We start from the raw sequence: 26,834 nt of genomic DNA, 5'->3' as shown, positions 1-26,834 counted from the left end.
TAAAGGTTAGAAGACAGAGCTTGGTTTATCCAAAATATTGGAGACAGCAAAGAACTCCGTTGCTCCTGTTTTCTATGCTGTCTTCAACCCTTTATGGAGTAAAGTATTTAATTAGCCTTCCCGGCCCACTTCTTGATAGTTGCTCTCGGGGAGGCAAGAAAAGACTGAAGGGTGGTTTTTTCGTGTTTGGCTGGCTGCAGTGATCTCACAGCGTCGAGGTTGGCTTGGGTATATTGTGAGTGGACCCCTGTACCATGAACTTTCTTGCCAGCGTTATCTAAGGTGCTGGCTCCAGGTACATCGCCGTAAACCTGCTGACCTTCACTCTCTATTCTATGTAGATTTTGATGGTGCTGTCGTTCGCGACTTCTTAGACGGCTATGGCATAGCATCTGTGATCCCGGAATAGCAGCAGTGAACAGCAGTGAGAGTGGCAGGCCAAACTGCTGGGCAAAAAATAGTGCTGCCCCCACGCCTAAAGCCAGTTCATAGCTATGCTGCCTCATAAAGGTTTTCCAGTAGCTTTCACTGTTAATACTGCTCCCTCCAGACACAGTGTCCATAATCGCTGCGTTCTGTTGATTAAGCTCCTGACGCAATGCCAGGTTGCTCTGACTCTGGGCTGGCAAATGTTTCTGTTGGACTTGTATGCTTTTCAGCGTCTGGATATTCGCTGCAAACTTGTTAGCTTCATGAGTACACTTTCGATCAAATAAACAGTAATCCAGCCACGGACTAAGGCCTGCCCAGGCCATACAGGCTGCGCCACCAATAGAAAGGTAGTTAGCGGTTGTTTCGAACAAGGCTACAGCCCTGCCTGAAAAAAGCCCCAGAGAGGAGGATATGATTTTCTGGCTGCCAGCAAGTAATAGAGCTCCTGCTACAGCGGCTGAGGCAATAGCTGTGTTTTCTCTGTTTATTAAGGATGGCCTTGGCGGGGATGCGTGAACTGAACTGTGCATAGGAAACTGTCTCCTGAGTTAACAATAGTGGTATTTGGTACCATTTCATTGACAGGAGCAGGCAGGTTTTGTTGCAGATAGGTAGCAGGGTTGTTAGGGCTGTTAACTCTTGTGGATAGAGCTCACCATACAATTTCAGAGCCATCAAAACTGATAAATTTTCCAGTATCACTCGGTGTTGAAGTATTAATTGTTTTTAACAGTGCAGAGGCGGTAACGTCGGGAGTATGTAGCTGACCTGCAGGTAGCCTTGCCTGAAAGGGTTTTGATAGTTGGGTATCTGTTGTTCCCGGATGGAATAATAGAACACAGCAATTGGGTAACTTTTTCTTCCATTCAATGCTGATGGTTTTCATCGCCATATTCAGGGCGGCTTTTGAGGAGCGATAACTGATCCAGCCCCCCAGTTTATTGTCACTGATACTGCCTACTTTTGCTGACAGCACAATATAGTAAGTATTATTTTCTGAGCGAAGAGTATTTATAAAATGTTTCGCCAGAAGAATGCTGGGTAGTGTGTTCAGGCTCAGATTTGCTTGATAAAAATCGACATCGAATTCCTTAATGCTTTTTTCCGGCTTGCGGTCGGGAGTGTGAAGAAAACCGACAGCATTTATAAGAATATCTATGGAACCCAGCTCGTTAGCTAAATTTCTTATCTCTTCTTCATTGGTGACATCAAGCCTGGCCCAGCGAAGTTTCTGGTGTTCCAATTCAGGAATCACGGAGTTATAGGTCGCTATAATGTTCGCACCGGAATAATGCTGCAGACACTTTTCCACAGTCGCGAGGCCGATTCCGCCAGAACCGCCAACTATCAGTATCTTCATACAGTCCCCAAACAAAGCCTCAATAAAGTATATAAAAGCTTTGGATCACACTTTTGTACATGAACGAAAGCTGGTTAGTTTCCTTTATACGGATTTATGGAGGGGCTGGTTTTAGAAGAGTGAAATTTAATCGACCAGGTTTCTGCCTTCACAGGTGTCGAGCTCATCATAGTCCTGCAACAACTCGGAACCAGCAGATATGTCTTTTATTGCGATTAAAGAGAACTCATCATGAAGTGTAATATTTGAGTCTTTTGCATGATTGCAAAAGCGAATATGGTCATGAAACAGAGTCCACTTCTGAGAGTTTTTATCAAAAAATCCATAGTGAGCAATAAAGCTCTGTTCTTTGCTGGGAAGGGCTCTGTATTTTTCGTCACTCAAAAGAAGATTCAGTGTCATGTCGGGAGTATAAACAAGCTCTCCTTTCTTGATCTCTTCTCTGGTAAATATCCCAACGCCGTGAATAGGGCTGTTCTTCACTACAACATCATGGTGAAACATCTATCCAATCTCGCAGAATGAGTGCGATAAAAGATAGACCAAGATTATTATCAAACTTCAGCGCTGCACTTATATATCTGCGGAAAAAGCGGTTTACTTTTCATTTTCTTGATCATATTGCTGACGTGCTTTGCGAATATCGACATGATGATCATCCGCCCAGGACACTAGCTGCCAGACGGAAGACGACAGGCCTTTCCCTAACTCCGTTAGCTCATATTCCACTTTAACAGGAACTTGCGGGTAAACCGTGCGCAGTACAAAACCGTCACGCTCCAGGTCTCGCAGGGTTTGCGTCAGCATACGTTGTGAAATGCCTTCAATACGGGACTTCAGGGAATTGAAGCGATCTGGACCATCAACCAGCGCAAATAAAATCAGAATCGACCATTTGTCGCCTATCTGGGCAACAACATTTCGGATGGGACAATCTTCATTGTTCTGGAACACGCGCCTTTCACTGATTGCCTGTTGGGCCATCGTCCACTCCACGGGTTATCAAAAGGTAACTTAATCACAAAATACTGCCTTATTGTGGTGTAACACTCAATGCACTAGCCTAGTATATAAAAGTAACTAGCATTAAAAATAAATACTTTTGTAGAGAAAGGAGCCGCATAATGACACAACACCTTCTTAACAAGGCATTGGCCCAGTTTGCTTCCGATAAGCCAGAACCTGTTAATGATCTGTTTGCACCACAGTTTGTGAAGGTTGGAAAGTTCGATATACGTTACCTGCGCAGCGAGAAGCGGAATGCTCCAACTCTGCTGTTACTGAATGGGCTGCCACAAAGTATTCGTATGTGGGAATCCTCCATCGAAGCGCTTAGTAATAGATTTGATGTGCTGGCCTTTGATATTCCGGGTTTTGGTTTATCGAAAGCAGATGAAGTGGATATGTCGCCGAGTAAATTGAGCGAGGTGATTGTTCAGGTCATGGATCATTTTGGCATCGGGCAGGCTCATCTTGTCGGCCCTGATGTCGGAGTACCCATAACTCTGACCGCAGTTATTAATCACCCGCAGCGATTTTTGAGTCTGAATATCTTTGATGGTCCGGGAAGCTACCCACCCAAGCTGTCTCCCATTTTGATGGCTGTAATCAAATCACGTTTTGTACGCTGGCTGGCGAAAGGCATAAACAAAAAGCCGGTGATGAAAACCAATTTTCTGACTGCGGTAAAAGAAGGTTATCACCACTACAAACCCAGTAAGCGTGCCGTCAAAGAGTATTACGACATTACTTTTAACGAACAGTCACATAATTGTGCGATCAGCTTCTTTGGCACCTATTCAGAAGAGTTGCCATGGATTGAGCAGCGGCTGAAGGATATTCAGGTACCGACTTTAATTACCTGGGGTAGGAAAGACCCCTTTGTATTGGTTGAAAACGCAGAATTTCTGGCGAGGAGCATTCCCAATAACCAATTGGTGGTCTTTGAAAATGCATCACACTTTTCCTCAGAAGATGCTGGAAAGGAGTATGTGGCTCTGTTGACCGACTGGATTGAGGTTGGTTTTAATTCATAGGCTTTGAGCTCAAGAGCATAAATTAATGAAGTTTCTTCATATAGATCTGTAGACCTGTCCGTCACCTCCTTTCAAGGGAAGGAGAAGAACAGGTCGAATTTCAAGCTACAGATTTCTTCCTTTATAAATTCACGCCTTTAAGCACTGATAAGATCCTGAACCTGAGAAAGCTCAAGTTCCAGATCAGTGTGCGGGCACCCAGTCATTTGTGTGAAATGTTGCTGCAGGGTGGCCTTTATCCTATCGATTTGGTTGAGCAGAGTTGATCCTGGCCCGGGGTTATCGAATGTTGACGAAGGCAGTCGATAAATGCCGGTTAAAGGGCTGCTTATTAACCAGCGGCCATTGGTTTGCGGAACCATATCAATAAAAAAGTTGTATGGTGCTGCAAGCTCATTTTCTGTCTGGTTTGAGTAGCGCAGACGGAATGGAAGTGGATACTGACGGGCAACGTTATCGAAAACGGCATCCTCGAGATCCTGAACTGAACATCGTTCTCTTGTTAATGGAAGAGAAAGCTCTCTCTCCTCTTTTCCTGAAACCTCCAGGTAATGACGCATATAGGCTTCATTCCGGTCATCAGTGTTGCTCTCTGGTAAAAGCTGGGCGATACCTATTGTTCGCACGGCATTGAGGGCATCACGAAATACCTGTGGGGAACAATCAAAAGGAGAGTTTTTTCTGCTGTGGAGTAGCTCTTCCGGTGTTCTTACAGGTTGCATCCCGGTTCTGATCAGCTGTTGCTGTATTTCGGAAACTAAAACTGTATCTGCGACTTCCTGAAGCTTTTCAACAGGTGTAGTCATTGACGTGGAGAGTTGTTCAGCACTGAGTTCTGGTTCAGCAGAGGCATGAGTTGTGTTATCACCATCATGTTCGTTGAGATCACTGAACTGGTTGATATCTTCAGGTGGGGTTACAGGAATGTGTAAGTCTGCCACTCTATGTTCGTACATCCTGTGTGGGGACATAGAAAGGTGGGGATTAGTTTCATGGAAGCGACTGATTGATAACTGACTGTTCATAGTGCTCGTGATTATTCTAAACAGAGCTATGATTTTCTGGTCATAGGTTTCGCCAGCAATATGAAGATTATGAAAATCAGGTATAGAAAGCATTCCCCATGAAGGGATAACCAGCAGCCAACCATTTTCCCCAACAGGCAGGAAACAACAGAGTTCTGTCAGGCTGTTCTCTACCTCTTCGGAGGCTTCCTCCCTTATTTTTACCAGTAAAGTATTGTCCATCGGGCAAATATGAATGACGCCTGCCTGTCGTCTGGTAATGATTCTGTGTAAGCAGTCATCACAGCTGTGGTGTGAAGTTTGCGTGGCCTTTGAAAGATCATTTAACAGGTCACATACATTTTTCTTGAACTCCAGGATTGTTCCGCCAGGTAGGGAATAATGATCATCGTGAGCTTCAAGCACAAAGGTCCCAAGACTGGAAACCAGACTAGATAAACAGTTGACTTGGGGAAGATGCACAGATTTCCAGGTGGTTGAGTTTGCAGAGGCAATCACGTTTAGTCCGGTTGAATCTGTAAGCCGGTTTTGTGCGGCGACTATCGATGATTCATCTCTGGGAAGCATCAGCCCTTTTATTGAAGGTGTGGGTAACTCAAGAAGCTGTTTGCTGAACGGAGCTATTGTGAGCTGTTGGCTGCCATTCGGAGAAACAGGAATGTTAATGTTGTCGCACATAATCCGGCTGACGACCGTAAGCAGAGATTCCATTTTCTGTGCATCGGTTTCACCTTCAACATTGAGGCGGGATAGCGGAGGAATGGCAAATATCCCCCATGACGGTATAACCACCAGCCATTTCTCTTCGTCACCTACTGGGATAAAACAGCAAAGTTCCGTCAACTGACGTTGCACATCAACTTCTGAAAGCCCAGGAACTTTAACTATTTCACCAGCTTGCATAGGGATAAGCGAAAAAATTCCGGCTTTTCGGCCTTCAATCATTTCCTGTAAACAGTCATTTGTGGTTTTGTTAGATTCTATAACATCGCACCTGGCAAGATGGCCACAACTACGCAGTACATCTTCACTGAAGGTTTCACCAGAATAATGAACGGGTTTTTCCAGGCTGCTTTGGGTCAGTAATAATGCATGTTGAAGCCTCTCGATGAGAAGCTGTACTTCACAGACTCGATGGACCTTCTGCTCTTTCCAATCCTGATTGGTGGCAGATAGTGCCTGTGTCATATTTGTTGCCGCACAGAGCAACCCGCTGGCGTTGGTAACAGCTTCATCCGATCCAGGGAGTGTTAGTGCCTTTACGCTGTATTCGAGCTGTGGAGTAGCCGTTGTACCTTCGCGGACAGAAGCTGAGGCTGGAACTGGTGTTGATTCTGGTTCGGTGTGTCTCTGTAAGGCTGCTTCAAGTGGTGATGTGTTCTGGTGTGGAGTCGGATCAGATGAAGTTGATTCAAATGCAGCTGTTTCAAATAAGGTCGTTTCAGGTGCAGAAGTGCTGCAGGGCTCCACTGATAAATCGTTTTCTGGAGAGGATGGAATGTCTTCTCTAGCTGCATCAACTGGTTGTTCCACTTCGGCTTCAGTGTCGGGCTCTTCTTCGGAATCGCTGGGAGTCATCGGTGGGCTGCTCTCAGCAACTCCTGCGGCTTCTTCTGCTTCATCCACCTCTGGAGAAGGTAAGCGGGCACGACTCTTTTCATCAAGATACATTGGATAAACAGAACCAACTGTAGCCTGAACAACAATATCTGCTGTGTGTTCTTCAAGATGTATTGGTGGCGTGTAGCATTTATCCAGCTCATTAATGATTTCACTAATAATCTCTGTAACAGATGCCGGGTCTGTTTTATCTGAAGGTAACAGTGCTGCTCCTGTCACCTTGTTAACAAGCACCCATCGATCACCAACAGGTAAAAGCACAAGAGTAAGATGCTCTGAAGAGTCGCAGGGTGAACCTTTAAGCGTTGGACTTACGTGAATAACAACAGCTTCACGCCTGCTTAACCCTTGCTCTATGGCACTGCGAGGAGGTTGAGGATTGCGCAGCGATAAATCTTTTTTTGCTAATAGGGTCAGGCCGTTGTGCAACCTCTCGCACAGTTCTGGAGTACGCTCCTCCTCAGCAAGAGAACGTGGAAGGTGGTGTGGCTCTGTTGGTACGACCTTGCTAACGGTTTTTAATACTTTTTTGGGACTATTGTCGTTGTGGCAGGCATTGCGTACATGGCCTTCAATTGCTTCCCCATGCATGCTGTGAAGCGGTCTCAAACCAAGCTGTGTCTGTAGTCGTAATAAACGATAAAAACGCTGGGTGGAGTTTAAAACGTGTCCGGTCAATCTGGCGGTGGCCAGACCTGAACATTGTGCAGGAGTAGTAAGCGCCTCGGCAGAACGTTGAGGCAGGCTTTTGCTGTTATACCTGAAACTGTCAGAGTCATCGGTGCCAGGCATGAGTGGTGTAACAGAAGATTGGTTATCTTCTGGTGTGGGCTGGGTTCCGCCCCAGACCATTCCGCCTTTGTTCGGTAAATATCCAGTGACTGCCATCTGCGCTTTTCCTTGAGAATCCGTAATCTCAAATAGACAGCAGTCAGCTTTAATTTATCTCTGGAAGGACTTGATGGTTAGAGTGGGTAACAACTCTGCAACCATTCCACTGAAAGATTGCAGAGTACTGTTATATCAACCGTTAGTCTTTGCGCTTGATCCACATCCAGTATGGGTCGTATTTGTAACGGCGGTGCAGTTTCTTCTCAGCATTTGGGTTGAAGGTGTACTTGTCTATTTCATAGACATTCCAGTACATATCATCCCGATCCAGTTCAACTACGGCATAACCGTAAATATCAGTCGACATGTGCTTGATATGAGGGTTATTGAGTTTTAAAGCCGCTGCCATGGCTTTGTCCAGTTTCAGACCATCGGTATTCAGTGCACTGTTGGCATAATCTTCCGGGTTGGGAGAAGTGACAGAAGGTGTCATAAACTCTGCACCTACCAGGTTGTCATAATCCCAGTTGTTGATATTGCGGTAGTCTACCTTCAGGTAGGAGGCCAGAGACGTGTGATAATCACCCGTTATCACCACAAAGTTATCAACCTTGGCACCTTTAATGGCGTTCATGATTTCGGTGCGCTCAGCCTGATAACCATCCCATGCATCAAGGTTCAAATACCCCAAACGACGGCCAGCAATGGTAATTGCCAGCTGAGCCATCATGGTCTGGTTGCCCCAGAACTTCCACTTGGCATCAGAGTTGGTAATACCATCAACAATCCACTGCTTTTGGCTCTGGCCAAGCATGGACTGTTCTACATCCTGCTGTTCGCGACATTCCGGCCAGGATTCCCCTTCATCAGAACATGGCTGTTCCGTTCGGTAGGTTCGGCTGTCGGAGATAAACATTTCCAGAAGATCACCGGCTTTAAAGCTGCGGTAAATAGATACCTGCTCGTGTGGGTGAGTTGTATCTTCATTCACTTCAAGACGTGCAGGAATATATTCGATCCAGGCTTTCTGGGAATCCAGCTTGAGCTTACGCATATCGGCGGCACTGCCGCCGTTTTTCATAATGGGGTGCTTAGGTGCGCTGAGAGTGTCGTTCTCGTAATCCCAGTAAGCATTATCAACAATCTCATGATCATCCCAGGTTAATACCCAGCTATGGGCTTCCATAGCGCGCTGCAGTGCCGGATCACTGCGATAGGTACGGTACAGATGACGATAATCTTCCAGGTTAACAGCAACCTCTTCACCGCTTGGCAGTGGAATGGGGCGCACGTGGTTTTCCATACCTTCGTAAGCTGCGTACTCATAAATAAAGTCGCCTAGGTGTACGACAAAGTCGAGATCTTCTTCAGCCAGGCGCTCAAAGGCGTTGTAATAACCTGTGGTGTAATCCTGGCAGGTGAGTACAGCGAACTTAAGTTGATCCACTCTCGTATTATCGCTGGGAAGAGTTTTACAACGACCGGTACGGCTGCTGACACCACGATAAATAAAGCGATAGTAATAACGACGGCCACTTTCCATACGACCATCAAGATCAAGGTTGACGGTGTAGTCCCGTGAAGCCCCAAAATCTTTTGGTTCAACCTGACCCTGAACAACAACCGCGCCAAACTGTTCGTCTAAGGCAACTTCAAAGTAGAGAGGTTCAAAGGCGTTGTACTGATCTGGATTAATACGGGTCCAGAGAATGACGCCAGTGGCAGAAGGGTCACCAGACGCTACAGACAGGCCAAAAACTTCCTGTGGAGCACGTGTTGTATTAATAAAACTGGCCAGTGCCTGAGAGCTTGTACCGGGAAGAACGGTAAAAGGTGTTACCAGACTCACACCAAGAGCCTGAAGAAAATTTCTTCTTTTCATTTAGCGTTATTATCTTTTGTTGGTTTGTTGTACTGCGCATCCATGCAACATTGAAACCACCTGTTACGCAGGTGGTGCTATGTTAAACGAAAAGTGTCGTATTGTGTTGATTTGGCGGGAACTTTGTTCGCTGGCGCTTTGATTTTATGAAGCTGGAATCTTTATTGAGTGGGAAGGTGGAAGGTAAATTGAGCACCACCGTTAGCCCTGTTGCGTACTTGAATCTCACTCTGGTGCAGCATCAGTGCCTGTTTGACAATGGTCAGCCCTAACCCTGAAGACGAAGTTGTTTCGTCAGGTTGAGATGAAGAACGATAATAGCGTTCGAAAACAAAGGGCAGGTCACCCTCATCAATACCGGGGCCAGTATCATCAATAGTAATTTGGGTTGATTGGTTTATGGGGTCTGTAAGTGTAATTGTTATCTGGCCATGTGATGGCGTGTGTTGAATAGCATTGCCAATCAGGTTTTCAAACACTCTCTGTATCAGCCCTATATCAGCATAAACCTGAATATTGGCAGATGGACAATGAACCATAAGCTGAATGGATTTCTTATCCGCTTCAGGCTGGCACTCCTGCACAGTGTCATAGATCAGTTCTGTTAATGAAAAGCTTTCTTTTTTGATTTGCCCATTGAATGTTTCCAGTTTGGAAAGTTCAAACAGGTCGGCAATCAGGTGAGACAATCTTTGTGCGCCTTTTTCGGCAGTCAGTAAGTACGTGTGGCGCTGTTCCTGGTTTAGTAAGTGATTCTTTAAAATCAGTGTCTCCAGATAGCCCTGTACAGAGACAAGAGGTGTGCGCAGATCGTGGGAAATATTCGAGACTAATTCTCTTCGTTGTTGATCAGACTGTGTAAGCAGCAGGAACTGTTCCCGAATACGTTCAGCCATTCCTGTGAAAATCGTAGATAATTTATCAATTTCATCACCGACCACTGTTTTTTTATTACAAGCAGTTGGTTCATCTGGCATCAGCTCTTGATGTGAAAAATCACACATAGTATTACTGAGGTTTTCCAGCCTTGCTGACAGTCGCCTGATAATAAATCCGCCTGCTACCAGTGATATGACGAAGACAATGCAGAGTGCGAGAAGAGAAACTTTTCCGATATGGCTAAGTGGTGCAAACAAACTTGATGAGTTTGAAGTATTGAGTACAACATAGAAATAACCTTTCAAGCGTCCGTCTTGAATGACTTCTGAAGCGGAAAAAATAACATCGACACCCGGCTGTTTAGGATCTGTGCTTCTGAGAGGGAAGTTTGTACTTCCATCAAGAAATTCATAAATAGGTTTCAGGTTAATCTGGTTTGTTTGCAGAGTGTTCGCAGGAAATGGATGAGAAACAACTGCACCTTGCGGATCAAGAAGGTAAACCTCAACAACCGGGTTAATAATCATTGCCTGCCTGGCCAGGCTGTTGATGATATGGGTGTTGTCGATAGTGTCTGCAAACAGGCTGTACTCCTGAGTCACATACATAGCAATACTGCGATTTTTTAACTGTGTCTGTTCTTCGAAGTACAGCTGCATACTTTTTTGTCCAATAACAACAGCCAATACTCCAACGGTCAGCATCAGTACACAGAGAAGAAACAACAATCTGGCACGCAATGAGCTCAGCAAGGGGAAAGCCCAGTCTCTAGTGAAACCGTTGCTGACTTATTCGCCGATGTATGGGCTGTCGGGGGTTCAAGCTTGTAGCCAACACCCCAGACCGTGACGATATATTCAGCTTGCCCAGCAATAGTGTTTAACTTGGTTCGCAGCCGGTTTATGTGGGAGTTAACCGTGTGTTCATATCCCTCATAGCCGTAACCCCAAACTTTGTTCAGCAGTTCGCTTCTGCTGAACACTTGCCCGGGGTGTTTGGCAAAATGTTCAAGAAGACTGAACTCCCGGGCCGTGAGTTCAACTCTTTGGCCTTGAATAGAAACTTCATGGCGATTGTGATCGATAGATAATTCACCAAACTGGAGTTTGGATTCTTCCGGTATTTGTGTGGGGCAAACTGCTTCCATTCTTCGGAACAGGGCTTTCATTCGGGCAATTAATTCGAGAACACTGAAGGGTTTGGAAATATAGTCATCTGCTCCTGCATCAAGGCCAAGGATGCGGTCAGTTTCTGTTGTTCGTGATGTGAGAAGAATAACTGGTATGTAATTGCCGTTCTTTCTTAGCTGCCGGCATATTTGCAGTCCGCTTGCTCCCGGGAGCTGTATGTCAAGAATGACTAAATCCCAATCGGAGCTGGAGAGGGCGCTGAGTGCTTTGTTGCCATCAGCAATATGGGTCACTCTTGCGCCCATATCTTCTAAATGAAGCGAGAGCAGGCTGGCGATATCCTGCTGATCTTCGACAATAAGAATGTTTTTATTATTCATATTTCTCAGGCTGTCCATTAACCCTTCCCTATATACGCAGAGTTTATGAACATGGATTCAACTATCACAAATACATTTTTTCTTTGTGATGAAAACAAATGTATTTCGTGATTTTTTTGTGAGATTTGGCCTTTAGGGTGATTAACCAGAGTTTGATGTTCATCGGCGTTCATAAAACGGCGTGAGAACTCTTGCCAAAAATCACAAGGACTCAATTAATGAAAATGAAAGCACTCACTCTGGCAGCAGCACTGCCGCTGGCTCTAGCTGTTGCTGGTCAGGCATCTGCCGGAGATGGTTTCTATGTATCCGGTTTTATCAATAACAGTACTCTGGAACACAGTCTGGAGCGTGACACCGGAACAAATACAACACCAAGTATTACCACCAAGAGTGATGAAACGGATGTCGGCTTTGGTGTAGGTATTGGTTATAAACTGCACGTTGCTGATGATATTTTCCTTGGTGCTGAAGCTTTCTATACCAAGGAAGATGTAAAGACCACGAACCTGAATAATCTGCTCCGGACTGAGGTTACTCTGGAATCCACTTATGGAGCCAAGCTTCTGGCCGGTATCGATATCACCCCAAAAGTGGCTGTATATGGTTTTGCCGGTGCAACCCGTTTGGACTTTGATCTGCGAAATTCTTATCCCTTCGCTCCACCAGTAAGAACAGCGACAGAAAAAGAAACAGCTTTTAATTTCGGTTTTGGTTTTGCTTACAGTATTAACAAGAACCTTTCCCTGGTAGGTGAATACTCACAAATTAATGATGTGGATTTTGATCCTATCCCTGAAGTGGCTGTGGCAGGAAAGATTAACGAAAACGAACTGGATTTGAGCAGCTGGAAGCTGGGCCTGAACTACTCATTCTGATTTCTCTGCTGTGTTGTGTGAACGCTCTCCCCTGAGACCATTAGCCCGGGTTAACCCCGGGCCTTTTTGCTGCTGCATCTTTAGCGAAGAATGATGGTTCGCTGACCATTGATAAACACCCGATGCTCGCTGTGCAGGCGCACGGCTTCAGCCAGGGTCTGGCTTTCGGTGTCTTTTCCTTTTGTGGTTAAATCTTCTGCACTGTGGCTGTGATCAACAACTGCTACCTGCTGGGTAATGATTGGCCCTTCATCCAGGTCACTGGTTACGTAGTGAGCGGTAGCACCGACAAGCTTTACACCGTGTTCAAAGGCGCGCTGATAAGGGCGGGCACCTTTAAAGCCTGGCAGCAAAGAATGGTGAATGTTGATGGCTTTACCATGAACATCAGCACACATTTCTTCTGTCAGAATCTGCATGTAGCGGGCAAGAATCAGTAGCTCGCTGCCGTCTTTCTCCATGATTTCAAGTAGCTTCTTTTCCTGTTCCCGCTTGTTTTCTTTGGTGACCGGCAAATGGTAATAAGGCAGGTTATGCCAGTAGGCCAGCTGTTCAAGATCAGGGTGGTTGGAAACTATACCCTTGATATCAACCTTCAGCTGGTTTGTACGCCAGCGATACAACAGGTCGTTAAGACAGTGGTCGTACTTGGACACCATGATCGTGACCTTGATACGCTCATCACTGTTATGAATCTCCCAGTTCATATCAAAGTTTTTGGCTCGGTCAGCCATAGTGGCACGAAAGCCCTGCAGACAGTTGTCATCTGCCGTGCAGCGGAATTGAACCCGAATAAAGAACATATCGTTGGAGGTATCATCGAAGCTGGCCATATCATCGATATAGCAATCATGTTCTACCAGAGTACGGGTCACAGCATCGACAGTTCCTAAAGCACTGGGGCAGGAAGCTGTCAGGATAAAGTGTTTGGCTGCAGAAGACATAAAACCACTCTCTTGATAATTCTGGTTTTTTTTAGGCTTTTCTGAACACGCTCTTGTGGCGTTTCGTAGAAATAAAATGGGCTCCGGCCTTGCGAGGGGGAGTGCAGTCAGAATATGACCGACCGGAACCCGGAAAACTTTATTATGGCTGTGAAAAAACAGGGAGCCTGCCAATGGAATCAAACCGACACGATTTGAGGTCACCAGTGCAGCACATACAGGCTCCCTTTGCCCCAACGATCAGGACATAAACAGGGGCTCAGTGCGCTCTTTTGCCTGCATAGTCCAAAAGAGCGCTGATCCGTCAGCCCCAATAACGAATCAAGGACATAACTATTTCGCTTTAACTTCTCGTGCTTAACCCTGCGCTCTTAACCTCTGTAATAGCGCTGCTCGATGAATGGCATACGACTAACGGTCATAGACAGTTTCTTACCACGAACCAGGGCAAATACTTCGGTATCAAGGACGGCGTATGCTTTGTCTACATAAGCCATAGCAACGGGCGCATTGATAGTCGGGCCGAAGCTGCCAGATGTTACCTTTCCGATAACTTCACCGGCTTCGTTCACCAGTGCTGTACCTTCACGTACTGGTGCACGGCTGGAACCCAGCAGACCAATACGCTTGGTGGTGAACTCTTTGGTTTCAATCTGGCCAAGAACCTTTTCAGCACCTGGGAAGCCTGCAGCACGATCGCCACCGTTACGGCGAATCTTGCTGATTGCCCAGATCAGGCTGGCTTCAATAGGTGTGGTTTCGGTAGTGATATCGTTGCCGTACAAGCACAGGCCAGACTCAAGACGCAGGGAGTCACGGGCACCCAGGCCAATTGCTTCAACTTCTGGCTGGTCGAGGAACATTTTGCAAAGACGCTCAGCATCAGCTGCAGGAATGGAAATCTCGAAACCATCTTCACCGGTGTAGCCAGAACGGCTCACAAAACAGTCAATGCCTTCTACGCTCAGCTTGCGGGAATCCATGAAAACCATGTCTGCAGTTTCCGGGCAGAAACGCTTCATCACTTCGCCAGCCGCTGGGCCCTGCAGAGCAACCAGAGCACGGTCATCCAGCAGTTCCAGCTCAACACCTTCAGGCAGATGTGCCTGGATGTGGGCAATGTCCTGTTCTTTACAGGCTGCGTTCACAACAACGTACAGAACTTCGCCAGCTTCGGAGGAGTAGTTGGTGACCATCAGGTCATCGAGAATACCGCCTTCCTCGTTGGTAAACAGAGCGTAGCGCTGCTTACCGGATGGCAGGTCGATAATGTCCACAGGAACCAGAGATTCCATCATGGCCGCAGCGCCTTCACCTTTCAGAAGAACCTGGCCCATGTGGGAAACATCAAACAGACCGGCTTTTTCACGGGTTTGCAGATGCTCATTCTTTACACCCAGTGGAAACTGCACAGGCATTTCATAGCCGGCAAAGGGAACCATCTTGCCGCCAAGGGAAACGTGCAGGTCGTAGAGCGGTGTTCTTTTCAAATCGACATCAGACATATCTATTTCCTTAATTCTCAATAGTGGCTGGGCAAATTGAAAACCAATATTGCCCAGCACTCCTGCGATTTAGTCCTGGTAACTTTCAATAGAAGGACAGGAGCAGATGAAGTGACGGTCACCGTAAACATTGTCGACACGGTTCACGGTTGGCCAGTACTTGGAAACCCGGGTAGCTTCAGATGGGAATACCGCTTCCTCTCTGCTGTATGGGCGATCCCAATCTGCGCTGGCAAGGTCCACCATGGTGTGTGGGGCATTCACCAGAGGGTTACTCTCCAGTGGCCACTCGCCGGATTCGACTTTGCCGATCTCTTCACGGATGGAAATCATGGCCTCGATAAAGCGATCAATCTCAACCTTGGATTCGGATTCTGTAGGCTCGATCATCAGGGTACCGGCCACAGGGAAGGACATAGTTGGCGCATGGAAACCATAGTCCATCAGACGCTTGGCAATATCTTCCTCAGAAATACCGCTTTCTTCTTTGAGTGGACGAATGTCAACGATGCACTCATGGGCAACCTTGTTGTTGCGGCCACGGTAAAGAATCGGGTAATGAGCAGACAGCTTTTCAGTCATGTAGTTGGCATTCAGGATAGCCAGCGCAGTTGACTGACGCAGGCCTTCTTTACCCAGCAGCACGCAGTACATCCAGCTGATTGGCAGAATAGATGCGCTGCCATGTTGAGCTGCTGCAACAGCACCAATGCCTTCGTTGTCACCTGCCAGAGGGCTTACTACGTGGTTGGGCAGGTAAGGTGCCAGATGGCTCTTAACGCCAATCGGACCCATGCCGGGGCCACCACCACCGTGAGGAATAGCGAAAGTTTTGTGCAGGTTCAGGTGAGAAACATCGGAGCCAATTTCGCCAGGCTTGGATACACCAACCTGGGCGTTCATGTTGGCACCATCCATGTAAACCTGACCACCATTGTCGTGAATGATCTGGCAGATCTCACGAATCTGTTCTTCAAACACGCCGTGGGTAGAAGGATAGGTCACCATCAGGGCAGACAGGTTTTCTGAATGCTCTTCGGCTTTGGCACGCAGATCTTCAACGTCTACGTTACCGTCTTCATCACAGGCTACGATAACGACTTTCATATCCAGCAGTGCTGCAGAAGCCGGGTTAGTACCGTGAGCAGAAGAAGGAATCAGGCAGATGTTGCGATGCTCCTGATCGTTCGCCTGCTGGTAGTTGCGAATGGCCAGCAGACCAGCATATTCACCTTGTGCACCAGAGTTAGGCTGCATGGAAATGTTATCGTAGCCAGTAATCTCAACCAGAGCATCCCCCAGCTCTTTGATCATGGTTTCATAACCCTGAACCTGATCTTTTGGCGCAAATGGGTGAACGTTAGCAAAGCCATTCCAGGTGACCGGAATCATCTGAGCAGTGGCGTTCAGCTTCATGGTGCAGGAACCCAGCGGGATCATGCCATGGGTCAGGGAATAGTCTTTGTTCTCCAGACGCTTCAGGTAACGCAGCATATCGGTTTCAGAATGATAGCTGTTGAAGGTTGGATGAGTCAGAACGTCATCTGCACGACGTTGTTCGCTTGCGATACCAGTTGCTTTACCGGCAATGATTGCGGCATCGAGTTCTTGAGCGTTAAATGCAACATTCTCTCCCGCGAAAGCACTGAACAGATCGGCAAGATCTTCAGGTGTTGTGCTTTCGTCAAGGCTGATGCCCAGACGGTCGCTGCCAACAAGGCGCAGGTTGCAGCCAAGTTCCAGTGCACGCTGGTAAATAGCGCTCTGTTGATCGCCAACTTTTACAGTCAGAGTATCGAAGTAAGTGTCATTGGTTTCGAAACCTGCGCCGGCCAGGGCATGTTGCAGAATGCTGGTGGAGCGATGCACGCGTTCCGCAATAGTTTTCAGACCTTCGGGGCCATGATAGATGGCATAAGCGGCGGCCATATTGGCCAGCAGTGCCTGTGCAGTACAAATGTTGGAAGTGGCTTTCTCACGACGGATATGCTGTTCGCGAGTCTGCATAGCCATACGCAGAGCCTGATTACCGCGACTGTCTACGGAAACACCAATAATACGGCCAGGAACGGAACGCTTGAGCTTTTCGCTGGCACCAAGGAATGCTGCGTGTGGGCCACCAAAACCCATGGGAACGCCAAAACGCTGGCTGTTACCAAGAACAACATCAGCACCCAGTTCGCCAGGTGATTTCAGCAGCATCAGTGACAGCAGGTCGGTTGCAACAGAGACCATCGCCTTTTGAGCTTTGGCCTTGGCAACCAGTTTTTCGATATTGGTAATATCGCCGTAGGTGCCAGGGTACTGTAACTGAACACCAAACACTTCAGTGGTATCCAGTTCTGTTTCTGGATTGCCCACTACAACAGGGATACCGAGGTAATCTGCCCGGGTTTTAATAACGTCGATAGTCTGCGGATGAACATCATCAGCAACAAAGAAAGCCTGATGTTTGCTGCGGTTTGCACGGCGGCACAAAGTCATGGCTTCAGCGGCAGCGGTCGCTTCGTCCAGCAGGGATGCGTTGGCAATCTCCATACCGGTGAGGTCCATAACCATTTGCTGGAAGTTCAGCAGCATTTCCAGGCGGCCCTGGGAAATTTCAGGCTGGTAAGGTGTATAAGCCGTGTACCAACCTGGGTTTTCCAGAATATTGCGCAGAATGACATTGGGGGTTCTGGTGTTGTAGTAACCGGTGCCAATGTAAGAACGGTTCACAATATTCTGGTCAGCCAGCTCTTTCAGGTAAGCCAGAGCCTGCTGTTCAGTTTTGCCTGCTTCCAGATCCAGGGCATCTTTCAGGTGGATACTTTCGGGAACAGTCTGGGTGATCAGCTCGTCTACGGAAGACAGACCAAGCTCAGAAAGCATAGCCTGTTGTGCCGCTGCATCAGGACCAATATGGCGCAGGGCAAAAGAATCATTGGAGGTCAGCTCAGCAAGTGAGGCTTGTCCATTTTTTTTCTGTTTCTCAACAGCCATGTTATTTCCTTTCGTTCACCCAGCCAGATTCCGAAGATGTGTCTGGCTGGTTAGCAAATACTGTTTTTTACGGTTATTTATCTTTGCAGATTACTTCTCTGGCTACTTATTCTTCGATTGTGGCCTGATAGGCATCTTCGCTCAGCAGCTGTTCCAGTTCAGCGCTATCGGCCAGCTTGATTTTGGCGATCCAGCCATCTTCCAGAGGAGATTCGTTAATGGTTTCTGGCGCGTCTTCCAGAGCTTCGTTTACAGCAACAACTTCGCCAGAAACAGGGGCGTAGATATCGGACGCGGCTTTTACAGATTCAACCAGAGAGAACTCGTTGCCAGCTTCAGTAGCGGCACCCACTTCAGGCAGTTCAACAAACACAACATCACCCAGCAGCTCGGTAGCATGCTCAGAGATACCTACAGTGACAGTGCCGTCGCCGTTGTCCAGAACCCATTCGTGAGACTTGGCAAATTTCAGAGTGGCAGACATGGTCAATTTCCTTCGCTCTTTAGCGGTTTGTTTTTGTTAATCGTTTTTGTTGCAGTTGCTGGTTTTTTGATGTTGATCAGCAGGCTACAACGTTCACAGCCAGACCGCCGGTTGCGGTCTCTTTGTATTTGTTTTGCATATCAAGCCCGGTCTGGCGCATGGTTTCCACCACGTCATCCAGATGAACCCGGTGACTGCCATCGCCCTGCATGGCAAGACGGGCAGCATTAATCGCTTTAATTGCACCCATGGTGTTACGTTCTATGCATGGCACCTGTACCAGGCCAGCAATTGGGTCGCAGGTCAGGCCAAGGTTATGTTCCATGCCAATTTCTGCGGCATTCTCAATCTGGCTGTTGGTTCCACCAAGAACGGCGCAAAGGGCACCAGCAGCCATGGAACAGGCCACACCAATCTCGCCCTGACAGCCAACTTCAGCTGCGGAGATAGAGGCGTTCTTTTTATAAATCATGCCGATGGCAGCAGCGGTGGCCAGGAAGGTAACGATGTCGTCTTCGCTGCGACCATTGATAAAGCGAACGTAATAAGCCAGTACGGCTGGGATAACACCGGCGGCACCATTGGTTGGCGCAGTCACAACCCGGCTGCCGACAGCATTTTCTTCATTAACAGCGAGAGCGAACAGGCTGACCCAGTCCATCACCTCGAAATGATCTTTGTCGTACTCTGCGCGATTGATCAGTTCCTGGTGCAGATCGTGTGCACGACGCTTAACGTTTAACCCGCCTGGCAGGGTTCCGGTGGTTTTACAGCCGCGGTCAATGCACTCTTTCATCACCTTCCAGATATGGAGAAGGTCTTCTTTTGGATTGTGAGTGCGGGGGAGATGCAGCTCGTTAGCCAGAACTATCTCTGCAATAGATAGATGGTAGTTGTCACCTATCTCCAGAAGATCTTTGGCATTTTCAAAAGGGTAGGGGATATTCGCTGTAGCCTGCTCAGCAGCAGGCTGGTCAACTTCTTCTTCGCTAAGTACAAAGCCGCCACCCACAGAGAAGTAACTGTTTCTATGGATCACCATGCCGTCATTATCAAATGCGGTAATGGTCATGCCATTGGGGTGCTGGGGTAGAAACTGATCCATCAGGAACAGCAGGTCGTCTTTTTCTTTGAACGGAATAATGTGGAAGCCGTCGAGGCGAATATGCTCAGAAGCGCGAATCTCTTTGACCAGCTCTACAGCGTGATCAGGATCAATTTTGTCTGGAGACTCTCCCGAGAGTCCCTGCATAACAGCAGTGTGTGTGGCGTGACCTTCGCCGGTCAGGGCTAGAGAGCCAAACAACTCTATCTTGACCCGGGCTGTCAGAAGAATCTTGCGCTGTTCTTTCAGCTCTTCCAGAAAGCGGTTGCCAGCAACCATTGGGCCAACGGTATGTGATGAAGAAGGTCCGAGGCCGACTTTGAAAAGGTCCAGTACACTTAAACCCATACAGCTCTCCGCTCTTTTTATTCTTACCGACGATCTCAGCAGATCTGGCGGTAGGGTTTGATATTCTGCTCAGCGTCCTGATGTTGGATGCTGTTTGTACAGTTTCATTTTTGGTAGAGATTATCAGTAGCTTTTTTCTTCATCAATAGAAAAGTTTCCAATAGGAAACTTTTTTGTAAAAGAGTGTTAAAAGGCGGAGATGATGGAGAGGTTCCATAGAGTATTGTGTAACCGGGTGATAGAGTAAGCGGCAACCTGTATTTGTCGGGGGATAAATGTCCGAACAAGCTCACTTCCTCAGGAAAGAAAAAGAAGCTGTCCTTATTCAGCGTAAAAAAGCGCAATCTGCCGCTGGCGCTGCTTTGGAACCTCTGCAGCTCGGAAAACGGGTGAAAGAGATTCGTCTGGGTAAAAATCTGACTCTGGAAGAGGCCAGCAACCTAACGGGACTGGCACGCTCTACGCTTTCCAAAATTGAAAACGAACAAATTTCACCAACATTTGCCGCTGTCACCAAACTGGTAAATGGTTTGGGAATTGATATTCCTCAACTGTTCAGCCCTGCCAAGCGTGAGGGGGCAACTGGTGGTCGAAGGGATGTTACCCGTAACGGTAAAGGCAGCCTTCACCCTACGCCAACCTATGAACATGAGTTGTTGGCAACGGAATTGTCTGGCAAGAAAATGATTCCTTATAAGAGTACAATCTGTGCGCGCTCTTTTGAGGACTACCAAGACTGGATTCGTCATGAGGGTGAGGAGTTTATGCTTGTCTTGAGTGGGCGTGTCTGCCTGTACACCGAGTTCTATCAGCCAGCAGAAATGGAGGAAGGTGACAGTGCTTACTATGACGCCTCCATGGGGCACGCTGTGGTTTCTCTTGGTGAGGAAGATGCTCGAATCCTTTGGGTAACAACCTGAATGGCAGATTGGCTGAAGCTAATCTCAGTAAAACCTATCCGGAACCCCGCCATTGATTGGCGGGGTTCTTTTTTGTTTACTTCAAAGCGTAGTTGAATCTTCAGCAGGGTTTTGATCGAGGTGTTTACAAAAAATTGTATTAAGAGAATAGTATGGGACCATCGTTCTGTAATAAGAATCATGATAATGGAACGAGAGCACCTAACAAAAACAACAGCTGGTTCTTATGAAAAAAATTCTAACGTTTGCTGCGGCATTGAGCTTCAGTTTGCTGGTTCATTCAGCCGGCATGACGACCCACCTCAATATGAGCAAAGATGCACTGGCAAAACTGCCAGATGGAGAGCTCAAAACCGTTATTACTCAATACGACCGATTTATGCTCACGGGTACTGTTTACCCGGATTTTGATCAGGCTATTAAGGTGTTGCCCGGCAGGGAGTCTTACGGGCATTTTGGTCGTACCCATGGTGCGGGGTTCCACAAACCCTACTTTGACCATATCAAGGGAAAATATAACGTTGCCCAGTGCCTGGAAGCGAATGATACCGATTGCTTGTCTGCCGTCAGCAGTTATATGGGTATTGTCGCTCATAGCATTCAGGACGCCACCTGGGACATTCTGATGATGCGAAAAGGATTCCAGAAGGAGTACTGGAGCGATGATCTTTGGGTCGGTGACCTTGATACTGGTGGCGATGTCGTAATGTGGAAAGCCGGAAAGCATTTTACCTTTAGTTATACCGCTCCCTACCAGGATTTGATCGAAACCTACAGCAAGCTGGGTGTGCAGACCGATGCTTCTTACTTAGGTGATGGTTTGCGCGCCCATAACATTGCACTGACTTTTGAGCCTGGCCTCTTTATCGCCAAAAATTCCTACAGTGATTATATGTCCCATGCGCCCTGGTATATGAAGAACGTGATGACAGATCCTATTGGAATCCCTCTTTATGGTGATATTACTGCCGGAATCTGGCAGGAGATGTGGAAAGCTTTCAAGGCTCCAGAAGGTTTGGGAGCCATCAGCCCAATTATGATGACATGGCCGCATAATGGTCAGACCCATGACGCTGATGCTCATCTGGTGATGATTACCAATCGCACCTATGCGGGGGTGAATAACGATAATGTTTATGTCGTCGATTCCAGTGGGCAGAAAGTATCGGGGTACTTTCGGGGAGGGGATTATTTTATTGCCTTTTTCCCTGATGGCTCCCTGACTCCGGGTGAAACCTATCGTTTTACTGTGACCACAGGTGTACAAAAAAACGAAGGTGGTGCTTTGCTGGATGAAGATTACAGTGTGACCTTTACGGCTGGTCCTAAGGCCGGTTACTGGCGGCTGAACACCCTTTACACCACTCATGGACCAAATGGTAAACCGCCAGAGCAGGAAGGGGGGCCAAACTATTTTGCTTTAAAAGATCATCGCAGCGGCCTGTGTGTGTCAGTTAAAGATGGGGTGATGAACAACAAGCAGAATGTAGAGCTGGCTGAATGCTCCGAGTCTCGCCATGATCAGAAGTGGTATCTCAGAGCCAGCGAAGCGGCAGGGCATACCCGTGGAGTTAAGCTGGTCAATAAAAAGAATGACTCATTCTGTCTGGATCTTTCTGAGGGGAATGCCAGCAACGGTGGTAATGTCCAGATTTTCACCTGCCAGAATAAGCACAACATGCGCTGGGGCATAGATGACGAGGGTTATGTGCGTAATCGTCATAATTTCTCTATGGTGCTGGATGCTAATGGTAATTATGCTGGCGCAAATGTCTCCGTCTGGCAGCAGCATGGTGGTTCAAATCAGCGTTTTGATCGAATATACGACCGATATAAGTGGTTCCAGTTGAGAGAGAAGCAAAGTGGGCAGTGCTTAACTGTTGGTGAAAGCAATAATACTGTGCTTGCCGGCTGCAGCTCTTCCAACGGTCAGAAGTGGATGCGCGATGGTGAGGGCCGAATTCACTCCCGTTATAACTGGTTTACCTGCCTGGATGTCCAGGATGCATCTTCAGCCGATAACGCAAATGTTATGCTCCATGACTGCCACAAGGGTTCTAACCAAGCCTGGGACTTTATGGGTAACAGCATTCGTACCCGGCTTGATAACAATAAGTCTCTGCAGGTTAGTCATGGTAATGCCAGTATTGGCACCTTTGTTGGGCAGAATAATCAGTTGTGGGACGTAGTGTATGAAAATGGTGATATAGCATCTCCGGTAAATGGTGACTACGCCTGTTTTTATGAGCACCCCAACTATCAGGGGCGTGCGTTTTGCTCTTCGGGTGATAATGACTGGCTTGAGCATATGAACGACAGCATAAGTTCTATTCGTCTGTTTGGAAGCGTTACAGCCGTCATTTACAGCGATCGTGACTTTAGTGGACGAGAAATCAAGGTCATGGGTGATGCTGTGCAGCTTGATGAGATGGATGACTCTATTTCTTCAGTTCGCATAGGAAAGCGGGCGTCTGGGCGCTATGCATGTGCTTATGAGCACCCGAATTTCCGCGGTACGCCTTTGTGTGCTGAAACTGGTCAGTCTTACCGTAATATGGGGTGGTATGGCCTGAACGACACAACAACCTCGTTTAAGGTTAATGGAGGTGCCAGGGTGACCATGTTTCACGACTATGATTTCAAGGGTGGATCGAGAACAATCTCCAGTTCAGAAGTGTCGATGCCTGCAATGAATGATGCAGTTTCTTCGTTTCGTGTGCAGTAATAATTGTCTGTGAGTGAAATCTACCAATAAAAAAACCTCGCTTTAAGCGAGGTTTTTTTATTGTCTGGCATTCATGTTTATGAGTGCCGTGGTGGGGAAGTTAATCGAAGATATCGATCATATTATTTCCTCACTCAAAGTTGTACAGAGGGAATGCGTCGCACAGGGCTTCAACTTCCTGCTTCACTCTGGCTTCAACTTCACTGTTGTTTTCGCCGTTTTCAATCAGACCATCCAGTACATCACTGATCAGATGGCCAACCTTGCGGAACTCTTCTTCGCCAAAACCACGGGTGGTTCCTGCAGGGGTTCCCAGGCGAACGCCGGAAGTCACCATGGGCTTCTCAGGATCGAACGGAATGCCATTTTTGTTGCAGGTGATGCCGGCACGCTCCAGGGCTTCTTCAACCTGGTTACCTTTCAGGCCTTTTGGACGCAGGTCTACCAGAACCAGATGAGTGTCTGTACCGCCAGTGACAATGTCACAACCACGCTCAACCATAACTTCAGCCAGAGCGCGGGCATTATTTACGACTGCTTCAATGTAAGGTTTGAAAGAAGGTTGCAGAGCTTCGCCGAAAGCAACAGCTTTACCAGCAATAACGTGCATCAGTGGGCCACCCTGCAGGCCAGGGAATACAGCAGAGTTAATCTTCTTGCCCAGCTCCAGATTGTTGGAGAGGATCATGCCGCCACGGGGACCGCGCAGGGTTTTGTGTGTTGTAGTAGTAACAATATCAGCGTAAGGCAGTGGGCTTGGATGCACGCCCGCAGCGATAAGGCCGGCGATGTGAGCCATATCTACCATCAGGTAAGCGCCTACCTTGTCGGCAATTTCGCGGAAGCGTTTGAAGTCCAGCTCACGTGGGATAGCAGAACCGCCAGCAATTATCATTTTTGGTTGGCACTCAACGGCCAGTGCTTCAACTTCATCGTAATCAATGCGCTGGGTTTCTTTGGATACACCGTACTGTACTGCTTTAAACCACTTGCCAGACAGGGCAGGACGTGCGCCGTGAGTCAGGTGACCACCGGCATCAAGAGACATTCCCATAATGGTGTCACCAGGCTGCAGCAGTGCCAGCTTTACAGCACCGTTAGCCTGAGCGCCGGAATGCGGCTGTACATTCACATACTGGCAGTCGAACAATTGTTTGGCTCGTTCAATGGCCAGAGCTTCAACTTTATCGACATGCTCGCAGCCACCGTAGTAGCGACGGCCGGGATAGCCTTCAGCGTATTTGTTGGTAAGAACAGTACCCTGTGCAGCCATCACCGCTTTGGAAACAATGTTCTCAGAAGCGATCAATTCGATCTGCTTGTTCTGGCGAATATCTTCCTGATATACAGCGGACATGACATCTGGGTCTGCTGAGGGAAGGTTTTCGGAGAAGAAGGTGCGAAGCTGTTCGGAGGAGTAAGGTTTGCTCATGGTATTGGCTCGCAGTTGTCGTTTTTATTAATGCTGCATCAGGGCAGGGTTGTTTGTGCCCTTTGCTAGTTTCCTACTCTAATCTCCAAATTTCCTATAGGCAACAAAATATACAATATGAAACAAAAGTGAACTCTGTCGTTGTTTTGTCCTGTCGTTGCTTTTCTTTCTTATGGATTGTTGGGTTTTCAGTGTTTCTGCTGCTTTAGATCTCTAGCAAAAGGGTTTTATTTGTATTTTTCTGATGCATTTAGAGGAAAAATCTTTTTGTTGTTAATTGTCGGTTACACAAAGTTGTAGGTTATTTGTTGAAACAAAATTTCCTATAGGATAGTTTTGCTCACAGCTGTTCGGTTTCTACCAATCCAATAAGTAGTTTTTATTGGGTGTGATAGAAACAGCACAATAAATACAAACAACAGCAGTCGTGCTCTCCCGGAGTCGGCCATAACAATAAGAAGGTATTCCCCCTATGGAAGCTCTTACCAATTTTTTCAGTGAACTAAACAGTATTGTATGGGGGCCGGTTATGCTGGTTCTTATACTGGGTACCGGCCTTTTCATGATGCTTGGTCTGCGTCTGATGCCCCTATTAAAGCTTGGAACTGGTTTCAAGTTGATGTGGGATGGCAGAAAGAGCAAGGATGACGAAAAGGAATCCGGTGAAATTTCTCCTTTCCAGGCGCTGATGACAGCCCTGTCTGCAACCGTAGGTACCGGTAATATTGCCGGTGTTGCCACTGCCGTATTCCTGGGTGGCCCCGGTGCTCTGTTCTGGATGTGGTGTACTGCCCTTGTGGGTATGGCCACCAAATTCTCCGAAGCCGTTCTGGCGGTGAAATTCCGTGAAGTTGATGAAGAAGGCAACCATGTTGGTGGCCCGATGTACTACATCAAGAATGGTCTAGGTCCAAAGTGGGCATGGCTGGGCACCACCTTCGCGGTGTTTGCTTCTATTGCTGCTTTCGGTATCGGTAACACTGTTCAGGCGAACTCTGTTGCTGACGTACTGAACGTAAACTTCGGTATTCCTCTGGCAGTGACTGGTGTAATCCTGATGGTGCTGGTTGGTGCTGTTCTGCTGGGTGGTGTTAAGCGTATCGGTGCTGTTGCCGGTGCTCTGGTGCCTGTCATGGCGATTGCTTACCTGGTAGCCGGTCTGGTGGTTCTGGGTATTAACGCTGATCAGCTGCCTCACGCTCTGGACCTGGTATTCACTTATGCCTTCACTGAAACTGCTGCTGAAGGTGGTTTTGCCGGTGCGGCTGTGTGGATGGCAATTCGCTTCGGTGTGGCCCGTGGTATCTTCTCTAACGAAGCTGGTCTGGGTTCCGCTCCAATTGCTCACGCAGCATCTCAAACCAAGGATCCTGTTCGTCAGGGTTTGGTGGCCATGCTGGGTACCTTCATTGATACCATCATCATCTGCTCCATTACCGGTCTGGCGATTATCTCCTCCGGTTTGTGGACGTCTGGTGAATCTGGTGCCGCACTGACTTCTGCAGCATTTGCTCAGGCTCTGCCGGGTGTTGGTAACTACATCATCGCTATCTCCCTGACCATCTTTGCCTTCACCACCATTCTTGGTTGGGCTCTGTACGGTGAGCGTAGTGTTGAATTCCTGTTCGGCGTAAAAGCTATCAAGCCTTACCGCATTGTTTGGATTTTGGCTGTTCCTGCCGGTGCTGTCCTTAGCCTGGACTTCATCTGGCTGGTAGCTGATACCCTGAATGCCATGATGGCCCTGCCTAACCTGATTGCCATTATCATGTTGAGCCCTGTGGTATTTAAGCTGGCTCGCGAATACTTCTCTCGCGACACTAAGGGCGAGACTGTTTCTTCCCACTAAGTCCTACTGCTAACAGGAAGAGCTTCGGCTCTTCCTGTTCCTGTTTTTACACCTGTTGAAGCATGATAGGCAGTCGCTTTCGACAGC

At 47.6% G+C, this 26,834-nt stretch carries 19 protein-coding genes; 5 read left to right on the top strand and 14 right to left on the bottom strand.

Annotated elements, in window-relative coordinates:
• Nucleotides 1-107: 107 nt before the first annotated feature.
• From ACY2RR_RS14640 to ACY2RR_RS14625, 4 genes are all read right to left on the bottom strand, one after another.
• Complete coding sequence (locus tag ACY2RR_RS14640) at nucleotides 108-962, bottom strand: hypothetical protein (RefSeq protein WP_490108900.1); 855 nt, start codon at nucleotides 960-962, stop codon at nucleotides 108-110.
• Nucleotides 963-1,084: 122 nt separating this feature from the next.
• Complete coding sequence (locus ACY2RR_RS14635) at nucleotides 1,085-1,792, bottom strand: SDR family NAD(P)-dependent oxidoreductase (RefSeq protein ID WP_490108899.1); 708 nt, start codon at nucleotides 1,790-1,792, stop codon at nucleotides 1,085-1,087.
• Between the two features lie 126 nt (nucleotides 1,793-1,918).
• Nucleotides 1,919-2,296: an SET domain-containing protein gene (locus ACY2RR_RS14630; RefSeq protein WP_490108898.1), complete on the bottom strand. Its 378-nt coding sequence runs from the start codon at nucleotides 2,294-2,296 to the stop codon at nucleotides 1,919-1,921.
• Between the two features lie 93 nt (nucleotides 2,297-2,389).
• On the bottom strand, nucleotides 2,390-2,776 hold the full coding sequence (locus ACY2RR_RS14625; RefSeq protein ID WP_490108897.1) for a winged helix-turn-helix transcriptional regulator: 387 nt from the start codon (nucleotides 2,774-2,776) through the stop codon (nucleotides 2,390-2,392).
• A gap of 140 nt (nucleotides 2,777-2,916) precedes the next feature.
• On the opposite strand from ACY2RR_RS14625, the gene ACY2RR_RS14620 reads away from it, so the two are divergent.
• Nucleotides 2,917-3,828, top strand: coding sequence for an alpha/beta fold hydrolase (locus tag ACY2RR_RS14620; protein ID WP_490108896.1), 912 nt, complete (start codon nucleotides 2,917-2,919; stop codon nucleotides 3,826-3,828).
• A 137-nt stretch (nucleotides 3,829-3,965) separates the two neighbouring features.
• Here ACY2RR_RS14620 and ACY2RR_RS14615 read toward each other — a convergent pair whose 3' ends face one another.
• From ACY2RR_RS14615 to ACY2RR_RS14600, 4 genes are all read right to left on the bottom strand, one after another.
• A complete protein-coding gene (locus tag ACY2RR_RS14615; RefSeq protein ID WP_490108895.1) occupies nucleotides 3,966-7,361 on the bottom strand; it encodes a hypothetical protein in 3,396 nt (1,131 codons plus the stop codon).
• Nucleotides 7,362-7,503: 142 nt separating this feature from the next.
• Nucleotides 7,504-9,186 carry an alkaline phosphatase D family protein gene (locus ACY2RR_RS14610; RefSeq protein ID WP_490108894.1) on the bottom strand — a complete coding sequence of 561 codons (1,683 nt, stop codon included), beginning with the start codon at nucleotides 9,184-9,186 and terminating at the stop codon, nucleotides 7,504-7,506.
• 161 nt (nucleotides 9,187-9,347) lie between these two features.
• The gene (locus ACY2RR_RS14605; RefSeq protein ID WP_490108893.1) at nucleotides 9,348-10,817 is read right to left on the bottom strand and encodes a HAMP domain-containing sensor histidine kinase; all 1,470 of its coding nucleotides are present in this window, start codon (nucleotides 10,815-10,817) and stop codon (nucleotides 9,348-9,350) included.
• Nucleotides 10,811-11,593 carry a response regulator transcription factor gene (locus ACY2RR_RS14600; RefSeq protein ID WP_490108892.1) on the bottom strand — a complete coding sequence of 261 codons (783 nt, stop codon included), beginning with the start codon at nucleotides 11,591-11,593 and terminating at the stop codon, nucleotides 10,811-10,813. The genes ACY2RR_RS14605 and ACY2RR_RS14600 overlap by 7 nt, the downstream gene beginning before the upstream one ends.
• Before the next feature lie 200 nt (nucleotides 11,594-11,793).
• Here ACY2RR_RS14600 and ACY2RR_RS14595 point away from each other — a divergent pair, with 200 nt between their 5' ends.
• Complete coding sequence (locus ACY2RR_RS14595; RefSeq protein WP_490108891.1) at nucleotides 11,794-12,453, top strand: outer membrane protein; 660 nt, start codon at nucleotides 11,794-11,796, stop codon at nucleotides 12,451-12,453.
• 80 nt (nucleotides 12,454-12,533) lie between these two features.
• On the opposite strand, the gene purU is transcribed toward ACY2RR_RS14595, so the two are convergent.
• From purU to ACY2RR_RS14570, 5 genes are all read right to left on the bottom strand, one after another.
• Nucleotides 12,534-13,397 (bottom strand): formyltetrahydrofolate deformylase, encoded by an 864-nt coding sequence (gene purU / locus ACY2RR_RS14590; RefSeq protein WP_490108890.1) that lies wholly within the window; start codon nucleotides 13,395-13,397, stop codon nucleotides 12,534-12,536.
• A 371-nt stretch (nucleotides 13,398-13,768) separates the two neighbouring features.
• Nucleotides 13,769-14,902: a glycine cleavage system aminomethyltransferase GcvT gene (gene gcvT, locus ACY2RR_RS14585; RefSeq protein ID WP_490108889.1), complete on the bottom strand. Its 1,134-nt coding sequence runs from the start codon at nucleotides 14,900-14,902 to the stop codon at nucleotides 13,769-13,771.
• Between the two features lie 69 nt (nucleotides 14,903-14,971).
• A complete protein-coding gene (gene gcvP / locus ACY2RR_RS14580; protein ID WP_490108888.1) occupies nucleotides 14,972-17,884 on the bottom strand; it encodes an aminomethyl-transferring glycine dehydrogenase in 2,913 nt (970 codons plus the stop codon).
• 106 nt (nucleotides 17,885-17,990) lie between these two features.
• On the bottom strand, nucleotides 17,991-18,368 hold the full coding sequence (gcvH, locus tag ACY2RR_RS14575) for a glycine cleavage system protein GcvH (RefSeq protein ID WP_490108887.1): 378 nt from the start codon (nucleotides 18,366-18,368) through the stop codon (nucleotides 17,991-17,993).
• 76 nt (nucleotides 18,369-18,444) lie between these two features.
• The gene (locus ACY2RR_RS14570) at nucleotides 18,445-19,821 is read right to left on the bottom strand and encodes an L-serine ammonia-lyase (protein ID WP_490108886.1); all 1,377 of its coding nucleotides are present in this window, start codon (nucleotides 19,819-19,821) and stop codon (nucleotides 18,445-18,447) included.
• 275 nt (nucleotides 19,822-20,096) lie between these two features.
• Between ACY2RR_RS14570 and ACY2RR_RS14565 the strand changes: the two genes are divergently transcribed.
• Nucleotides 20,097-20,741 (top strand): helix-turn-helix domain-containing protein, encoded by a 645-nt coding sequence (locus ACY2RR_RS14565; protein ID WP_490108885.1) that lies wholly within the window; start codon nucleotides 20,097-20,099, stop codon nucleotides 20,739-20,741.
• Nucleotides 20,742-20,967: 226 nt separating this feature from the next.
• Nucleotides 20,968-23,466, top strand: coding sequence for a ricin-type beta-trefoil lectin domain protein (locus ACY2RR_RS14560; RefSeq protein ID WP_490108884.1), 2,499 nt, complete (start codon nucleotides 20,968-20,970; stop codon nucleotides 23,464-23,466).
• Between the two features lie 130 nt (nucleotides 23,467-23,596).
• On the opposite strand, the gene glyA is transcribed toward ACY2RR_RS14560, so the two are convergent.
• Nucleotides 23,597-24,898, bottom strand: a complete 1,302-nt coding sequence (gene glyA, locus ACY2RR_RS14555; RefSeq protein WP_490108883.1) for a serine hydroxymethyltransferase — start codon at nucleotides 24,896-24,898, stop codon at nucleotides 23,597-23,599.
• 472 nt (nucleotides 24,899-25,370) lie between these two features.
• Between glyA and ACY2RR_RS14550 the strand changes: the two genes are divergently transcribed.
• Nucleotides 25,371-26,747, top strand: coding sequence for an alanine/glycine:cation symporter family protein (locus ACY2RR_RS14550; RefSeq protein WP_490108882.1), 1,377 nt, complete (start codon nucleotides 25,371-25,373; stop codon nucleotides 26,745-26,747).
• The last annotated feature ends 87 nt before the right edge of the window (nucleotides 26,748-26,834 follow it).

The organism is Parendozoicomonas sp. 2304DJ65-17, from assembly GCF_058148445.1.
Note: the sequence above shows the minus strand (reverse complement) of the source record. Positions and strands in the feature narration are given on the sequence as shown.

Excerpts from the sequence above, each read along its gene's own strand:
- ACY2RR_RS14640 (WP_490108900.1), bottom strand. The coding sequence starts at position 962 with ATGCACAGTTCAGTTCACGCATCCCCGCCAAGGCCATCCTTAATAAAC.
- ACY2RR_RS14635 (WP_490108899.1), bottom strand. The coding sequence starts at position 1,792 with ATGAAGATACTGATAGTTGGCGGTTCTGGCGGAATCGGCCTCGCGACT.
- ACY2RR_RS14630 (WP_490108898.1), bottom strand. The coding sequence starts at position 2,296 with ATGTTTCACCATGATGTTGTAGTGAAGAACAGCCCTATTCACGGCGTT.
- ACY2RR_RS14625 (WP_490108897.1), bottom strand. The coding sequence starts at position 2,776 with ATGGCCCAACAGGCAATCAGTGAAAGGCGCGTGTTCCAGAACAATGAA.
- ACY2RR_RS14620 (WP_490108896.1), top strand. The coding sequence starts at position 2,917 with ATGACACAACACCTTCTTAACAAGGCATTGGCCCAGTTTGCTTCCGAT.
- ACY2RR_RS14615 (WP_490108895.1), bottom strand. The coding sequence starts at position 7,361 with ATGGCAGTCACTGGATATTTACCGAACAAAGGCGGAATGGTCTGGGGC.
- ACY2RR_RS14610 (WP_490108894.1), bottom strand. The coding sequence starts at position 9,186 with ATGAAAAGAAGAAATTTTCTTCAGGCTCTTGGTGTGAGTCTGGTAACA.
- ACY2RR_RS14600 (WP_490108892.1), bottom strand. The coding sequence starts at position 11,593 with ATGGACAGCCTGAGAAATATGAATAATAAAAACATTCTTATTGTCGAA.
- ACY2RR_RS14595 (WP_490108891.1), top strand. The coding sequence starts at position 11,794 with ATGAAAATGAAAGCACTCACTCTGGCAGCAGCACTGCCGCTGGCTCTA.
- purU (WP_490108890.1), bottom strand. The coding sequence starts at position 13,397 with ATGTCTTCTGCAGCCAAACACTTTATCCTGACAGCTTCCTGCCCCAGT.
- gcvT (WP_490108889.1), bottom strand. The coding sequence starts at position 14,902 with ATGTCTGATGTCGATTTGAAAAGAACACCGCTCTACGACCTGCACGTT.
- gcvP (WP_490108888.1), bottom strand. The coding sequence starts at position 17,884 with ATGGCTGTTGAGAAACAGAAAAAAAATGGACAAGCCTCACTTGCTGAG.
- gcvH (WP_490108887.1), bottom strand. The coding sequence starts at position 18,368 with ATGTCTGCCACTCTGAAATTTGCCAAGTCTCACGAATGGGTTCTGGAC.
- ACY2RR_RS14570 (WP_490108886.1), bottom strand. The coding sequence starts at position 19,821 with ATGGGTTTAAGTGTACTGGACCTTTTCAAAGTCGGCCTCGGACCTTCT.
- ACY2RR_RS14565 (WP_490108885.1), top strand. The coding sequence starts at position 20,097 with ATGTCCGAACAAGCTCACTTCCTCAGGAAAGAAAAAGAAGCTGTCCTT.
- ACY2RR_RS14560 (WP_490108884.1), top strand. The coding sequence starts at position 20,968 with ATGAAAAAAATTCTAACGTTTGCTGCGGCATTGAGCTTCAGTTTGCTG.
- glyA (WP_490108883.1), bottom strand. The coding sequence starts at position 24,898 with ATGAGCAAACCTTACTCCTCCGAACAGCTTCGCACCTTCTTCTCCGAA.
- ACY2RR_RS14550 (WP_490108882.1), top strand. The coding sequence starts at position 25,371 with ATGGAAGCTCTTACCAATTTTTTCAGTGAACTAAACAGTATTGTATGG.